Raw genomic sequence first — 14,750 nt, 5'->3', positions numbered from 1 at the left:
GGCGGACGGTCCCTTCAGGCGCAATGGCATGGATGCGCACCCAATGGCTTCATATCTTCGTATGAGGCCTTCCCCCGGATTGCATGGAACGGACGATTGTTCGCCACCGGCCTGACACAGGACAGTGGCGCACTACCGTTCAAACTGGAATCCGCACATGAAACGTTCCCTGTGGCTGGAGGAAATCGCCTCCGAGCTGACTCCATTGCCCGCGCTGGACGGCCCACTCGAGGTCGACGTAGCCATCGTCGGCGGCGGCTTTGTCGGCCTCTGGACCGCGCTGCGCCTGCTGGAGCTCAAGCCTGACTGCCGTATCGCCATCCTCGAACGCGACATCTGCGGCGGCGGAGCCTCGGGGCGCAACGGCGGCTTCGTCATGTCCTGGTGGCCGAAGATCAGCTCGCTGGCCGCGCAGTGCGGCAAGGACGAGGCGCTGCGCCTGGCTCGTGCCTCGGCGGCGGCCATTGGCGAGATCGAGGAATTCTGCAAGGCCCACGCTATCGACGCGCATTTCCGCCGCGCCGGCTGGTTATGGACTGCCACCACCGACGCGCAACGCGGCGCCTGGAAGGGCGTGCAGCAGACCTGCGAGCGCCTCGGCGAGCCGGTCTTCCAATCGCTTTCCAACAGTGAAGTGGCCCGCCGCGCCGGCTCGCCGAAGCACCTGGAAGGCGTATTGGAAGCCAGCAACGCCACCGTGCAACCGGCACGCCTGGTGCGCGGTCTGCGTCGGGTGGCGCTGGAGAAGGGCGTGCGCATCTTCGAGAACACCCCGATGCTCAGCCTGGATCGCGGCCAGCCGGCCGTGATCCGCACGCCCGGAGGTGAATTGCGTGCACCGAAGGTGGTGATGGCGACCAACGCCTGGGCGGCGGCGATTCCCGAGCTGCGCCGCACCATCCTGCCGGTCACCAGCACGGTGGTCGCCACCGCGCCGATTCCCGAGCGCCTGGAGCAGATCGGCTGGACCGGCGGCGAAGCCGTCACCGATTCGCAGCTGATGGTCGACTACTACCGCACCACCCGGGACGGCCGCATCGCCTTTGGCAAGGGCACCGGGATGATCAGCTTCGCCAGCCGCATCGACGAGAGCTACGACCACAACCCGCAGCTCAATGACGACACCGAACAGGACCTGCGCCGCACCTACCCGCAACTGGACGACGTGCCGGTGACCCACAGCTGGTCCGGCCCCATCGACCGCACCTACGACAGCCTGCCGGTGTTCGGCCACCTGAACGACGCGCCGCATATCGTCTACGGCATCGGTTGGAGCGGCAACGGTGTCGGTCCGAGCCGCCTCGGCGGGCGCATCCTCGCCAGTCTCGCGCTGGGCATCGATGACGAATGGAGCCGTTGCGGCCTGGTCGGCCGTCAGCCCAAGCGCTTCCCGCTCGAACCGGTGCGCTACATCGGCGGCCGGATGGTGCGCGGTGCGGTGCAACGCAAGGAACAGGCCGAGGCGCAGAACCGCAAGGGCGCCTGGCTTGACCGCACCCTGGCCGGCTTCGCTCCGGCGGGCCTCGAAGACAAGGACCTCTAGGAGAAAAGCCCCATGCCCCAACCGATTCTGCTCACCGGCACCGCCGGACTCGAACTGCCGGCGCCGCAGCCGGTGAAGGAACCCCTGGGCACCCCCGTGTCCAGCACCGCGACCCACGCCGAAGAAGGCGAGGGTGGGCTGCTCACCGGCGTCTGGGAATGCACGCCCGGCCGCTGGCGGCGCCAGGTGCTGTCACGGGAGTTCAGCCATTTCATCAGCGGCCACTGCCTGTTCATCCCGGACGACGGCGAACCCATCGAACTGCGCGCCGGCGACGCCGTGCTGTTCCCGGCGAACTGTCAGGGCACCTGGGATATCCGCGAGACGGTGCGCAAGAGCTTCGTGATCATTCCCTGATCCCCAGGTCCATCCCGGCAATCTGCGCCGAGCGCAGCGCGATCCAGAGGACGGCGACGTCCTCGGTGGAATCCAGCGAGCGCTCGGTGATTTCCTCGATGCGGCGGATGCGGTAGACCAGCGTCTGCTTGTGCACGTTGAGCAGCTGCGCGGCTTTCTGCCAGGAGCGGTTCTGTTCGAGGAAGACGCGCAGGGTGTGCTGCAACTGGCCACCTTGTTGCGCGTCGTAATCCGCCAGCGCACCCAGCACCCGGCGATGCACGCGGCGAGCTTCCTCCAGGCTCGCCGGCAGCCAGGACTGCTCGCCCTGCGCATCGGCGTAAGCCACCAGCGGTCGCTGGCGGTTGGCATGGGACAGCGCCAGGCGTGCCTCGCGCAGCGCCTCCACCGCCCGCAATGCATGACCCAGCGGGTTGCTATGGCCGAGCATGCAGTCCAGCTCGGCCTGCAGGGCCTGGGCCTGTGCTGGATCGTTCAGCAGCAGGATAAGCTCGTTGCCCTGGTGGCGCACCAGCAGCCCCATTCCCAGCCGCTGCAGGCGCTGCTGCCAGTGCATCGGCAGTTCGCCGGCGGCGCGCGCGAGTACCAGGCAGGCGGCATCCACCGGGCAGTTCAACTGCGCCAGGCGCTCCTGCGCGGCGCGTTCGGTGAGACGCTGCTGCAGCAGGTCATCCAGCAGCTCCGAGCCCAGGCGCAGCATGCGCTCGTGCTCGACCTGGGCGCGTTCCAGCTCGATGCCCAGCACCGCGACGATGTGGTGCAGCAGGCCGTAGTCGAGCAGCTCGCCGCCGGTAGCGAGAATCTCGCAGGTGGCCAGCGACGGCAGTGGCATCACCAGCGCTTCCTGCTCGCCATTGCTGCAGCGGGTCACGGTGTCCGGCACCGAGCGGCGCTGGGCGAGGGTTGCCCGCCAACTGTCCGGCAGTGGCGGCAAACCCTCCTGCCAGGGTTGCAGGGTGGCCGTATCGAACAGGTAGAGCTGGGCGCGCACGTCGCTGCACAGCCGCCGCAGCAACCCGGCAAGCCCCAGCCCGCGCAGGCCGATGCGTGCGCTTTCATAGATGCGTGTGACGGCGCTGCGACGCTCGTGTTCTTCCTGCTTGCTGGCATCGACGATGGCGCGGGTGACGGCGGAGAAGGGCACCGCGTAGTCGGTCATCAGCAGCGGAAAACCCAACCGGCAGGCTTCGTCCTGCAGCGCCTGGATATCCGCCGGCGCCTGCATGTTCTCGCCGATCATCAGCCCCGAGATGCGTGCCCCGGCCAAGCGTTGCAGATAGTCGCGCTGCGCCTGCGCCTGCGCGGGAATGCCGATGCCGGTGGTCATCAGCAGGTCACCTTCGCCGAGCCATTGGGTGGGGTCCGCCAGCTCGCACACGTGCGCCCAGCGCAAGCGCCGGCCAACGCCTTCGCTGCCGCCGAGCAGGCGGGTGCGCAGGGAGGTGTTGTCGAGGATGTCCTGGATATGGAAAGGCATGGCGGGTCCGCAGCGAAGAGAAACGGCCGGCAAGCATGCCACCAAGCGCGAGGCCTTGTCGCGCCTGGCTTGAGTGGGGATCACAGGCTTCGTACCGGGATACGAGCGGGCTCTGCCGAATTGTAGTTCCGTCTGATTGTGGAGCTTGCTCGCGTGCCCCAAGACTAGCTGGCAGTGCGCCATGCGGGCCCTTGAAGGCCCCGGATGGCGCCGCCTGCCGCAAGGCGGGCCGTCTACTCACCGGAGACCATAACAATGAACAAGATCCTGAGTTCCTCCATCGCCTGCGCCCTGGGTTGCGCGGCGACTTTCCCTGCCGTCGCCGACCTCACCGTGGTCTCCCACGGCGGCGCCAACAAGGCCGCCCAGGTCAAGGCCTTCTACCAGCCCTACATGCAGCAGAGCGGCAGCCGTCTGATCGCCGACGAGTTCAACGGCGAGATGGCCAAGGTCAAAGTGCAGGTGGACACCGGCAGCGTCTCCTGGGACGTCGTGGAGATGGAAATGCCAGAACTGGCGCGGGCCTGCGACGAAGGCCTGCTGCAGGAGATTGGCGAGCAGCCGGGCATTGCCAAACTCGCCCCGGAGCTGCTGGAAGGCGCGGTACAACCCTGCGGCGTGGGCTTCTTCGTCTGGTCCACGGTGCTGGCCTACAACGCCGAAAAGCTCAAGAGCGCGCCCACCGGCTGGGCGGATTTCTGGGACACGCAGAAATTCCCCGGCAAGCGCGGCCTGCGCAAGGGCGCCATGTACACCCTGGAGTTCGCCCTGATGGCCGACGGCGTGGCGCCGAAGGATGTGTACGCCGTGCTCGGCACCAAGGAAGGCCAGGACCGCGCCTTCCGCAAGCTCGACCAGATCAAGCCGAGCATCCAGTGGTGGGAAGCCGGTGCTCAGCCGCCGCAATACCTCGCGTCCGGTGACGTGGTGATGAGCTCCGCCTACAACGGCCGGATCGCCGCCGTGCAGGACGAAAGCCAGCTGCGCGTGGTGTGGAACGGTGGCATCTACGACATGGACGCCTTCGCCATTCCCAAGGGCGCGAAGAACACCGAGGAAGGGCTGCGTTTCATCCAGTACGTATTGCAGACCGAGCAGCAGAAGAACTACGCGCAGCAGATCGCCTACGGCCCGGTGAACCGTGCTGCCGTTCCGCTGGTGGATGCCGCGCGCCGCAGCAATATGCCCACCGACGAGGCCAACCTGGCCGGCCAGGTGGCGATGAACGCGGCCTTCTGGGCCGACCACGGCGAGCAGCTGGAGCAGCGCTTCAACGCCTGGGCCGCCAAGCAGTAAGTCTTCCCAGTGTGCGGTCCCGCCCGCACTTTCAGGCCACCTTCGGGTGGTCTTTTTTGTGGGCGGATGGGCCGGACCTTGAAGGGAGCTGCGCACGCGATCAGGCTTCGCCTGCGCGAACCGGAGACCGGCGCCTTCGATGTTCGCGAGCAAGGACCAGGCGTCTCCCTCGGCCCTGCAGATGGGCCTGGCATTTTTTGTAGGAGCGAGCTTGCTCGCGAACCAGGGCCTGCACGGCCGGGAACGGCTTGCGGACAAGGTCCGCTCTTGCGGGAACGCCGGTAACTCGCCCACAAAAAAAGCCCATCGGGGTCACCGATGGGCTTTGGGGTCACGCTGGATAACGGATCAGGTCGCCAGGCTCAGCGACGCCGACTGCTGCAGCGAGCGACCCTTGGTTTCAGGCGCCCAGGCCAGGCAGATGAAGAACGCCAGCAGGGTGATCGCCGCACCGATCAGCAGGGTTGCCTGCAAGCCGATGGACTCGATGCCGATCGGCATCAGGTAGGTGCCGGTCGCAGCGCCGATGCGGCTGAAGCCCACGGCCACACCCACGGCAGTGGCACGCACGGAGGTGGGGAACAGCTCGTTGGGGTAGATCCATTCCAGGATGCTCGGCCCGCCGGAGACGAAGGCATAGAAGGCAAAGGCGCCGACGATGAACCAGGCCGGCGCGTCCGCCCACAGGCCCAGGGCCAGCAGCGGCAGCGCCATCAGCGCAAAGGGCACCACCACCATGGGGCGGCGACCCCAGGTTTCCACCAGTTTCAGCGCCGGGATCACGCCGATGGCGAAGAGGATGGCGATCATCAGCTCGCCCAGGGTCGAGGAGTTCTCGCCTTTGATGCCGGCGGTCAGCAGGATCATGCTGCCAAAGGTGTAGAGCACGTACTGCGGGGTGATCTGCGCGAAGTAGAGCATGCCGCACATGATGGTGCGCTTGAGGTAGCCGCCCGAGGAAATCATCTTCAGGTCGCTCTTCCACGAGCGATGGCGGCCGCCGTCGTTCAACTCGGCGACGTCGGCCGGGGTGATCACCACGTCCTTGCCGTAGACCAGCTTGATGACCTTCTGCGCTTCCTCGATACGGCCCTTGCTGGCCAGCCAGCGCGGCGATTCCGGGATGCCGCGGCGGATCAGTACGACGATGATGCCGACCACCGCGCCGCTGAACAGCATCCAGCGCCACAGCGAATGGTCGCCCGTCCAGGAAACCATCAGGTAGCCGACGATGAAGGCGGTCATGGCGCCGCAGGACCAGGCCAGGCCGGACACGCCGATCATGAAGCCGCGGCGCTTGGACGGGGTGAACTCGGTCAGCAGCGAGGTGGCGATGGGGTAGTCCGCGCCGACCGCCAGGCCGATGACGAAGCGCAGCACGATCAGTTGCCAGGCCTCGGTGACGAAGGCAGACAGGCCGCAGGCGATCACCAGTATGGTGAGGTCCAGGGCGTACATGGTTTCCCGGCCGATGCGGTCGGTGATGGCGCCGAACACCGTCGCGCCGAAGAAGATGCCCAGCAGCGAGGCGGCGCCGATCAGGCCGGTTTCCACCGAAGTGGCGGCGATGTCCTGGCCGAAGCCGATCAGCGCGATGCCGATCAGGCTGAGGATATAGCCGTCCAGGAACGGCCCGCCGCAGCAGGCCAGCAGCAGCTTGCGGTGAAATTTCGATACCGGGGAATGTTCAATGACATCAAACACGCTCATGGGTACAACCTTTGTTGAATTTATAAGTGGCCGGGCAGGCGGCTGCCGAGAGTCGGCAACGGGCGGCAGGAGCCCGCGTTCAGCGGCCGGCAAGGGGAGGCAAAGGTTGCAGGGGTGGGTCAGGGCGGACAATCCACCCAAGGTAAGAAGCGCCGCGTAGGGGCCTGTACGATCGTATGAGCGCCCGTTGTTGCGCCCACCGCGGGTTTCAGCCGGCGGGTTGAAGCAACAGGTGCACCGTCGCGCTGCAGGCCTGGCCGGGCAGGTGGGACACCTGCAGCTCGCCGCCAATGCTGTTGATCAGGTGCTGGGCGATGCTCAGGCTGAGGCTGCTGCGCGCCGGGTTGCGGGCGGGGTAGTCGCGGGTCAGCTCGGAGAGTGAGTACGCGCGCATTTCGCGGCGTCTGCTGCCCGGCAGGCCTTCGACGGTAATGCGCACGGCCATCTGTTCCTGCTTCGGGGTGGCGGCAATGCATAGCCGGACACTGCCGTCATCGGTCAGGTCGATCACGTACAGGCCCAGGTGCCGCAAAGCCTCGCGCAGGGACTTGGCGTCGACCAGCAGCCGCTTGCGCGAGCGACTGTCGGTTTCCAGCTTCAGCGCCAGTTGCTTCTGCCCGGCCTGGCCGTGCAGGGCTTCGAGCACCTCGCTGGCGAGCTCGTCAAGCCGCGTGGGCAGCAGCGGTACTTCATCCTGGGCGATGAGCGCACGCTTGAGCGAGGCGCCATGGACTCGCAGCTCGTCGAGGATTGCCCTGGCCTGGTCGAGGGCCGGGCCGTCAGGCTGCTCCAGGGTATCGGTCAGCGCCTGGATGCGTTCGTTCAGGTGGGTAGTCGCGCTGGTGAACAGGTCGGTCAGTTGCTGGTGCGCCAGTTCGCCGGCTTCGGCGCGGCTGCGCAACTCTTCGAGCTGATCGTAGCGCTCGGTGATGTCGGTGCTGCAGCAGATCATCCCGAGCAGGTTGCCTTCGCCATCCCGGTAGGGCGTACCCCAGTGATGCAGCACACGGCGCTCACCGTGGACGGTGATTTCGATGTCCTTGTTGAAGGACTGCTCCGCACTGATGGCGCGCTGCAGGAAGCGCAGCATGTTGCGGGCGTCGCTGGGCGAGTACCAGTCCACCTCGGTGGTGCGGGTGCCGAGCACGTCGTCCAGCTGCGCCTGGTACAGCTCCAGGTGCGCCGGGTTGGCATAGACAAGACGTGCCTCGGTATCGCGAACGTAGAAGGCCGCCGGCAGGCTTTCGACCATGGAGCGCCACAGGGGCGTTCCGCCGGTATCGGCATCGGTGCCATGGGCATCGCTGGCGGGTGCCGCAAGGTGGTTGCGGCGGGCGAAGTCGATCAGTTCGAGCATGCTGGAAAGGTTGAGCTTGCTGCGCATGCGCGCCCGGTAGGTACTGACGGACTTCTCGCTGATGGTCAGCTCGTGGGCGATCTCCTGGTTGCTGTAGCCGCTGGCGAGCAGGCTGAGCACGCTCAATTCACGGTTGGACAGCGAGGCCACGCGCTCGGCGTCGTTCTCGTGCAGGCTGCCGCGGTGCACGCTGCCGAGCATTTCGGCCGGGAAGTAGCTGTGCCCGCGCAGGACAACGCTCAGTGCTTCCTTGAGGCGCTCGATGTCCTGGTGCTTGCTGACGAACCCCGAGGCGCCTGCCTGCAGGAAGCGGCCGACGTAGTGCTCCGAGTCCTGGGTGCTGTAACCCAGGATCGGCAACGTCAGCCCCCGTGCGCGCAGACGCGCGATGACATCCAGGCCGGTGAGCTGCGACAGGTCGATATCGATGATCAGCAGGTCCGGGGCCAGGCGCGTGGCCAGGCTCAGGGCTTCGAGGCCGTTGCAGGCTTCCCCGACTACCGTGTGGCGCTCCGCCTGCAGCAGCATGCGCACGGCGTAGCGGGTCATCGGGTGTTCGTCCGCGATCAGTATCCGCGCCATCTCTATCCCTCTGGTCTGCTCTCCACTCTAGGGCATGGCGGCGGCTTTCGTGTAGTCATTTTCCTACAAGTCGTGACTGGATTTCGCATCCTCAGTTCATAGCCACTGGGAAAGAATGCCTGCAAAGACTCCCCATTCCCCTCAAGGTGACCCACATGAGTCGCACTCGAATCGTCAGGGCCGGCATCCTCGCCGGCTCGCTGGGTGTCGCTCTGGTCATGGCCGGCAGCGGCTTCCTCGCCTGGCACCTGGTCATCCAACACACCGCTGAACGCCTGGAAAGCCTGGCAAGGCTTGCCTCCGAACGCGCGGACCGAACCCTGGCCCAGGCCGCGACCGCGCTGCGGCAACTGAACCGCTCGCCGTTGCCGCCCTGCTCGGTGGAGGGCATCGAGCAGATGCGCCTGGTGGCCATCGACACGCTGGCGGTGAAGGCGGTCGGTTATGTCGAGGAAGAGGTGTTCGTCTGCAGCTCCTGGGGCGCCGTCACGTCCCCGGCACAGCGCTGGCCGGAAGACTTCCGCACCCGCGAGGGCCTTGGCGTGTCGATCAACGTGCAGCCCTTCGTTGCGCCGGCCAAACCCATGCTGGCCCTGCGCGATGCCGCGTTCAACCTGCTGATCGAGCCGGAGCACTTCCTCGAGACCTCTCTGGCGCCCGGTGTCAGCCTGGCGCTGGGCACGCCCACGGGGCACTGGCTGGGCACGCCTGCCGCCGGCTTCGCTCAGGTGCTGACGCGCATCCATGGCGAACCGCACTCCGGCTTGCGGGACGGCTACGTGTACGCGCGGGTCGCGCACGGCAATTGGCAGACCGTCGCGGCAGTCACCCACCAGGAAATTCTCGTCGACCTGTGGCGCGAAATGCTGATGCTCGCACCGCTGGCCCTGCTGCTTTCGGGCCTGTGGTGCTGGCTGGTGGCGCGCCGCGTGCGGGCATGGCTGTCGCCCTTGGCCGTGCTGTCACGGGCGGTGGCAAGGGGCGAGTTCCACGCCTTCTACCAGCCCATCCTCGACCTGCGCGACGGCCGCTGCATCGGCGCCGAAGCGCTGGTGCGCTGGCGCCGGGCGGACGGTTCGGTGGGCATGCCTGACAGCTTTCTTCCGCTGGCCGAGTCCAGCGGCCTGATCGAGCCGATCACCGCTCAGGTGATCTCCGGCGTCTGCCGCGAGCTGGGCTCCAGCCTCGTCTCGGGGCAGTTGCAGCACGTGTCGATCAACCTGTCGGCGCGCGACGTAGCCAGCGGCGCCTTCCTCCCGCACCTGACGCAGGAGCGGCAGCACGCCGGCATCGCCGCCCAGTGCATCTGGCTGGAAGTGACCGAAAACAGCCTGCTGAGCATCGATGCGGCGCACCGGACACTGGCGCAGAGCCGCGCGGCAGGGCACCCGATTGCCCTGGACGACTTCGGCACCGGCTACTCCAGCCTGCAATACCTCAGGCGGCTGCCGCTGGATCTGCTGAAGATCGACCGCTCCTTCGTCCAGCCGCTATCGGCCGGCACGCCTTGCCCGGTGACCGACCACACCATCGCCATGGCGCGCCAGCTGAAGCTTTTGCTGGTGGCTGAAGGCATCGAATCCGACGAGCAACTGCAGTACCTGCGCCAGCGTGGCGTGCAGTATGGTCAGGGTTGGCTGTTCGGCCAGGCGATGCCGCTGGATGCATTCTTGACCTTCGTAGCCGGCCACGGCTGGCAGGCTGCGTCATGATTTCCCCGTCCCCTGAACACAGGATGATCACCATGAAAGCTTCCCTGCTGCTGTTCTGCCTTGCCACTGCCACTCCTGCGTTCGCGCAGGCTGCCGACGCCGTCACGACGGTCCCGGTGCACTTCGCCAAGGGCGCGAGCAGCACCGCCGTCAAAGGCAGCTTCAAGGGCTACGACACGGTCCTCTACACCCTCTCGGCCAAGGCCGGGCAACACATGAAAGTTGGCGTCACGGGCAGCAGCAACGCCAACTTCAACCTCTTCGCTCCGGGCGACAAGCCCGGCGAATCGACCGCCCTGGGCGCTGGCTCCGTCGGCCAGGACTGGAGCGCTGCGTTGCCAGCCTCGGGAACCTACAGCGTGCAGGTCTACCAGATGCGCGCCAGCGCGCGGCGCGGCGAAACGGTGAACTACAGCATCCACTTCGCCATCGAGTAACACCGGGCCGCCTTCCGGGCGACTCAGGGCTTCTCGGCCCAGGTCGCCAGGAAGGTGGGCATGCAGGCTCCTCAGGAAGTCTTGTTGCCGCGCAGTGCCAACGCGGCAACCGCGCAGGCCAGCAGGGCGATGAAAGAGAGATAGAAGGCATCACCATAGGCCATGAGGAAGGCTTCATGGCGGACGTGCGCGGCGAGGCGGGCGAGGGTTTCGGCTTGTGTCGGCAACCATTCGTTGATGGCGAAGGCGCCGCCGGGTTCGTTCTGCAGGCGCTCCTGCAGAGCCGGCGAGAAGACATCCACCTGTTCGCCGATACGTTCGGAATGGAAGCGCTCGCGTTGCGAGACGATCTGCGTCAGTGCCGCCGTGCCGACCGCGCCCCCCAGGTTGCGCAGCATCGAGAACAGCGCCGAGGCCGAGCCGGCTTCCTGCTTCGACAGGCCGGACACCGCCAGCACGGACAGCGCCACCATGATGAAGGGCTGACCGATGCCTCGCACCACGGTTGACGGAATGATCACGTTGGCAGCGCTGTCGGCGTCCAGGTAGACCCCCAGGTAGCACCCCAGGGCCATGATGGCGAAGCCGCTGGCGACCATCAGCTTGGGGTTCAGCCAGCGCATCAGGCGCGGCATCAGCGGCGCCAGGACCAGTTGCACGAGGCCGTATGCGATCAGGCTGACGCCGATCTCGCGGGCGTTGTAACCATGCAGTTGCGACAGGTAGTTCGGCACCAGGAACACCAGGCCGAAGGTCGCCGCGCCGAAGATGAACATCGCCGCGCTGGCCACGCCGAAGTTGTAGCCTGCCAGCAGGCGCAGGTTGATGAACGAGCGTCGGCCGAACAACTGCGTATGGATGAACAGCAGCAGGGCGATGACGCCGATGGCCAGCATCCAGACGATGAAGTCGGAGCCGAACCAGTCCTTGCGGCCGCCTTCCTCCAGCACGATCTGGATCGCCCCCAGGCCGACGATCATGCTGGCGATGCCCAGCCAGTCGCCCTGGCGCAGCTTCTGCAACTGCATGGGCTGCGGGGCGATGGCCCAGGCCACGGCGGCGAGCAGGAGCACGCCGGGGATCAGTTGCAGGTAGAAGATCCAGCGCCAGCTGTAGGCATCGGTGAGCCAGCCGCCGATGGAGGGCCCGGCGGCCTGCGCAACGCTGTTCGACAGGCTGAACAGCGCCATGCCCATGGCCATCCGCGAAGCCGGCAGTTCGGTGATGATCAGCTGGAAGGACAGCGGAATCAGCACCGCCCCCGCCGCGCCCTGGATCACCCGGATGCTGATCATGCTCGCGAGGTTGGGCGCGAACGAGCAGGCCACCGAGGCCGCCAGGAAGATGCCGGAGCCGACCAGCATCACCCGGCGCAGCGAGAAAACCTGCACCAGCCAGGCGGTGAGCGGGATCATCACGATCTCCGCGACCAGGTAGGCGGTGGAGATCCACGAGCCTTCCTCGAAGGTCGCGCCGAGCGAACCTTCGATTTCCGGCAGGGCGGCGCTGGTGACGTGGACGTTCATGCCGGCCATGAAGCAGCCGAACAGCCCGCCGATGACCGCTACCCAGGCCTTCAGCGAAGTCTTTTCCGCCTCACTGGTCATGCCGGTCGGCCTCGCTGTTCTGGCGCGTATTCACTTCGGCGATCACCGACATGCCGGGCAGGATCGGCACCTGCTGGCGGGCGTCGGCAGCGAGCGCGATCTTCACCGGGAAGCGCTGGACGATCTTGGTGAAGTTGCCGGTGGCGTTGTCCGGCGGCAACAGGGCGAAGAGCGCCCCCGAGCCCGGCGAGAAGCTGTCCACCCGGCCGTGCAGAACCACCTGGGGGAAACTGTCCACGCGCACCTCCACCGGCTGGCCGGGGCGCATCCGGCGCAGTTGGGTTTCCTTGTAGTTGGCCACCACGTAGGACTGTTCCACCGGCACCAGTGCCAGCAACGGCAAGCCGGGCGTGACGTACTGGCGCTGGCGTACCCGGCGCTGGCCGACCACGCCGGCGATGGGCGCGCGGATCAGCGTGTCTTCCTCTTCATGCTCGGCCAGGGCCAGGCTGGCATCGGCCTCGGCGGCACGTGCCTGCTGCTGGGCGAGCAGCGCCAAGGCCTGATCGCGGCTGGCCTGGAGCACGCCCAGGCGCGTGCGCTGGCGGCTGGCAGCGGCCTCAGCGCGGCTGACGGCCGAGCGCGCACGGGCAAAGTCGGCGGTGACGCTCTCCAGGCGCTGGCTGCTGGCGGCCTGCTGGGCGACCAGGTCGCGGTAGCGCTGGAAGTCCAGTTGCGCGCGCTGGCGTTCGGCACGGGTGCTGTCGATATCGGCAGCGGCCTGGTCGATCAGCGCCTGCTGCTCCTTCAACTGCGCGTCGAGTGTCACCAGCGCAGCCTGTTGTGCGGAGATGGCGGCCCGAGCCTCGGCCTGCCGCGCCCGAGCCTGCAGCAGGCGAGCCTGGTAATCGCGAGGCTGGATGCGCACCAGGGGTGTGCCGGCGGCAACCTTCTGGTTGTCTTCCACCAGCACCTCGGCGACGTAGCCGGAAACCTTCGGACTGATGGTGATCCAGTCGGCGCGCACATAGGCGTCATCGGTTTCCTCCAGGTAGCGGCCGACACTGGCCCAGTACAGGCCGTAGCCCAGAGCGGCAACGATGAGGGCGCCGCCGCCAAGCCACAGCAGGCGGCGCTGGTTTCGCTTCCTGTCGACCTGGGCCGCCCGTTCGGCAGATTCGGCTTGTTGGTCATCGACGGCAATGTTCATCGCACAGGTCCCTTGGCAGTGGTGGAATGTTCGGCAAGCTCATTGGCTGGCACGTCCTGCCAGCCGCCGCCGAGGGCATGGAAGAGTTCGATCTGGCGCTCGACCAGTTGCCGGTCGGCCTCGGCCTTGTCCGCTTCGAGGCGGACCATGGCGCGTTCGCTGTCGAGCACGTCGAGGAAGTCGAGGGCGCCGGCCTGGTAGTTCACCTGCGCCAGACGGAAGGCGTTGCGGCTGCTATCCAGTGCACTGCCCAGTGCCTCGCGGCGGGCGGTCTCGCCGCTGTAGCGCGCCAGGCTCTGGCGAACTTCCTTGAGTGCCACCAATGCCTGCTGCTGGAAGCGTGCGAGTTGCTGGCGCTCGTGGGCCTGCGCGCCATTGAGGCGGGCGCGGGTGGTGAGCAGGTTGGGGAAGCTCCAGCTGATCAGCGGCCCGACGGCATAGGTGATTGCCTCGTGCTCGCCGAGGTCGTGCATGCGCTCGGCGGAGGCGGTGATCGACGCACCGAAGGACACGCTCGGGTAGAAGTCAGCCTGGCGCACGCCGACTTCATGTGCGGCGGCTGCCAGTGCGCGCTCGGCGGCGCGAATGTCCGGGCGGCGCTGCAGCTGCGCCCAGCCATCGCCGACCGGAAGCGCCTGACTCAAGCGAGGCACGCTGCGGCAGTTGGTGACGGCTGGGGGCAGCTGTCCCGGCTCGCTGTCGGTGAGCACGCTGAGCTCTTCCAGCGCGGCCTGGTGTTCGGCCTGCAGGCGTGGCAGCTGGGCGCGGGTTTCCTCCAGCAGGCTGCGCACCCGGTCGACCTCCAGGTCGGTGACCAGCCCGGCGCGGCGCTGGCGGACTGTGAGATCGAGGCTGCGCGCCACGGTCGCGATCGAATGCTGCTGGATGCTGGCCCGCGCGGCATAGGCGCAGGCATTGGCATAGGCGCGGGCGGTACCGGCGGCGACATTCACCTGCAGTTGGTCATGGGCTGCTTGCGCCGCCTCGGCGTTGGCCTGGGCGGCGAGAATCGACTGGCGCACCTGGCCCCAGAGGTCGAGCTGGTAGTCCAGCGCGAACCCCGGCACCTGGTTCCACTGCGAGCCAGCGCGGCCGCCGCTGGCCTTGGCTTCGGTCTGGTCATCGCTGGTGCGGCCGTAGAAGGTCTGCCAGCTCGCCGTGGTACTCGGCCAGCGCTGCGCCCGCGCCTGTCCCAGCAGGGCCATCAGCTCGTCGACACGGGCCAGGGACGCCCGCAGGTCCTGGTTGTGTTGCAGGGCCCGGGTTACCAGTTGGTCCAGCTGCGGGTCCTGGTACAGCCGCCACCAGCGGGCGGGCGGCTCCTGCGGGTTGGTACCGGTGGCGAGCGTTTGCCAGTCGGCGCCGGGTGAAAGCCGGGAAGTGGGCGCTTGATGATCACTGACCGCCGAACAGCCAGTCAGCAGCAGGCCGGCGCCGGCCAGTACGAGCAGCGAATGTCGCGGGTTGAATGCGGGTATGGGCATGTCGGGAAGTCACTTGGTTTCGGACTCCCGCAGGTTAG

General features: G+C 67.1%; 11 protein-coding genes. 5 read left to right on the top strand and 6 right to left on the bottom strand.

The annotated features are described in order from the left end of the window. The first annotated feature begins 157 nt into the window (after nt 1-157). Together G4G71_RS15865 and G4G71_RS15860 are read left to right on the top strand one after the other, a co-directional pair. On the top strand, nt 158-1,543 hold the full coding sequence (locus G4G71_RS15865) for an NAD(P)/FAD-dependent oxidoreductase (RefSeq protein WP_169939026.1): 1,386 nt from the start codon (nt 158-160) through the stop codon (nt 1,541-1,543). A gap of 12 nt (nt 1,544-1,555) precedes the next feature. After that, on the top strand, nt 1,556-1,900 hold the full coding sequence (locus tag G4G71_RS15860; protein WP_169939025.1) for a cupin domain-containing protein: 345 nt from the start codon (nt 1,556-1,558) through the stop codon (nt 1,898-1,900). Here the strand turns inward: G4G71_RS15860 and G4G71_RS15855 are convergent. Next, nucleotides 1,890-3,377: a PucR family transcriptional regulator gene (locus G4G71_RS15855; RefSeq protein ID WP_169939024.1), complete on the bottom strand. Its 1,488-nt coding sequence runs from the start codon at nt 3,375-3,377 to the stop codon at nt 1,890-1,892. The two genes, G4G71_RS15860 and G4G71_RS15855, sit on opposite strands and share 11 nt — an antisense overlap. Nucleotides 3,378-3,632: 255 nt before the next feature. On the opposite strand from G4G71_RS15855, the gene G4G71_RS15850 reads away from it, so the two are divergent. Then, on the top strand, nt 3,633-4,673 hold the full coding sequence (locus G4G71_RS15850; protein ID WP_169939023.1) for an ABC transporter substrate-binding protein: 1,041 nt from the start codon (nt 3,633-3,635) through the stop codon (nt 4,671-4,673). A 348-nt stretch (nt 4,674-5,021) separates the two neighbouring features. On the opposite strand, the gene G4G71_RS15845 is transcribed toward G4G71_RS15850, so the two are convergent. Next, nucleotides 5,022-6,383, bottom strand: a complete 1,362-nt coding sequence (locus G4G71_RS15845; RefSeq protein ID WP_169939022.1) for an MFS transporter — start codon at nt 6,381-6,383, stop codon at nt 5,022-5,024. 208 nt (nt 6,384-6,591) lie between these two features. Next, a complete protein-coding gene (locus G4G71_RS15840) occupies nt 6,592-8,322 on the bottom strand; it encodes a response regulator (protein ID WP_169939021.1) in 1,731 nt (576 codons plus the stop codon). A 155-nt stretch (nt 8,323-8,477) separates the two neighbouring features. Between G4G71_RS15840 and G4G71_RS15835 the strand changes: the two genes are divergently transcribed. Next, a complete protein-coding gene (locus G4G71_RS15835) occupies nt 8,478-10,034 on the top strand; it encodes an EAL domain-containing protein (RefSeq protein ID WP_169939020.1) in 1,557 nt (518 codons plus the stop codon). 32 nt (nt 10,035-10,066) lie between these two features. Continuing rightward, nucleotides 10,067-10,471, top strand: coding sequence for a g-type lysozyme inhibitor (locus G4G71_RS15830; protein WP_169939019.1), 405 nt, complete (start codon nt 10,067-10,069; stop codon nt 10,469-10,471). Between the two features lie 71 nt (nt 10,472-10,542). On the opposite strand, the gene G4G71_RS15825 is transcribed toward G4G71_RS15830, so the two are convergent. The 3 genes from G4G71_RS15825 to G4G71_RS15815 are packed head-to-tail and all read right to left on the bottom strand — an operon-like array spanning nt 10,543 to nt 14,712. Beyond that, nucleotides 10,543-12,078: an MDR family MFS transporter gene (locus G4G71_RS15825; RefSeq protein ID WP_169939018.1), complete on the bottom strand. Its 1,536-nt coding sequence runs from the start codon at nt 12,076-12,078 to the stop codon at nt 10,543-10,545. After that, nucleotides 12,068-13,228, bottom strand: coding sequence for an HlyD family secretion protein (locus G4G71_RS15820; protein ID WP_169939017.1), 1,161 nt, complete (start codon nt 13,226-13,228; stop codon nt 12,068-12,070). The genes G4G71_RS15825 and G4G71_RS15820 overlap by 11 nt, the downstream gene beginning before the upstream one ends. Beyond that, nucleotides 13,225-14,712 (bottom strand): efflux transporter outer membrane subunit, encoded by a 1,488-nt coding sequence (locus tag G4G71_RS15815; RefSeq protein WP_169939016.1) that lies wholly within the window; start codon nt 14,710-14,712, stop codon nt 13,225-13,227. Before G4G71_RS15815 ends, G4G71_RS15820 begins: the two co-directional genes overlap by 4 nt. Between the last annotated feature and the right edge of the window lie 38 nt (nt 14,713-14,750).

The sequence above is a fragment of the Pseudomonas multiresinivorans genome (assembly GCF_012971725.1).
Taxonomy (GTDB): domain Bacteria; phylum Pseudomonadota; class Gammaproteobacteria; order Pseudomonadales; family Pseudomonadaceae; genus Pseudomonas; species Pseudomonas multiresinivorans.
Note: the sequence above shows the minus strand (reverse complement) of the source record. Positions and strands in the feature narration are given on the sequence as shown.

Excerpts from the sequence above, each read along its gene's own strand:
- G4G71_RS15865 (WP_169939026.1), top strand. The coding sequence starts at position 158 with ATGAAACGTTCCCTGTGGCTGGAGGAAATCGCCTCCGAGCTGACTCCA.
- G4G71_RS15860 (WP_169939025.1), top strand. The coding sequence starts at position 1,556 with ATGCCCCAACCGATTCTGCTCACCGGCACCGCCGGACTCGAACTGCCG.
- G4G71_RS15855 (WP_169939024.1), bottom strand. The coding sequence starts at position 3,377 with ATGCCTTTCCATATCCAGGACATCCTCGACAACACCTCCCTGCGCACC.
- G4G71_RS15850 (WP_169939023.1), top strand. The coding sequence starts at position 3,633 with ATGAACAAGATCCTGAGTTCCTCCATCGCCTGCGCCCTGGGTTGCGCG.
- G4G71_RS15845 (WP_169939022.1), bottom strand. The coding sequence starts at position 6,383 with ATGAGCGTGTTTGATGTCATTGAACATTCCCCGGTATCGAAATTTCAC.
- G4G71_RS15840 (WP_169939021.1), bottom strand. The coding sequence starts at position 8,322 with ATGGCGCGGATACTGATCGCGGACGAACACCCGATGACCCGCTACGCC.
- G4G71_RS15835 (WP_169939020.1), top strand. The coding sequence starts at position 8,478 with ATGAGTCGCACTCGAATCGTCAGGGCCGGCATCCTCGCCGGCTCGCTG.
- G4G71_RS15830 (WP_169939019.1), top strand. The coding sequence starts at position 10,067 with ATGAAAGCTTCCCTGCTGCTGTTCTGCCTTGCCACTGCCACTCCTGCG.
- G4G71_RS15825 (WP_169939018.1), bottom strand. The coding sequence starts at position 12,078 with ATGACCAGTGAGGCGGAAAAGACTTCGCTGAAGGCCTGGGTAGCGGTC.
- G4G71_RS15820 (WP_169939017.1), bottom strand. The coding sequence starts at position 13,228 with ATGAACATTGCCGTCGATGACCAACAAGCCGAATCTGCCGAACGGGCG.
- G4G71_RS15815 (WP_169939016.1), bottom strand. The coding sequence starts at position 14,712 with ATGCCCATACCCGCATTCAACCCGCGACATTCGCTGCTCGTACTGGCC.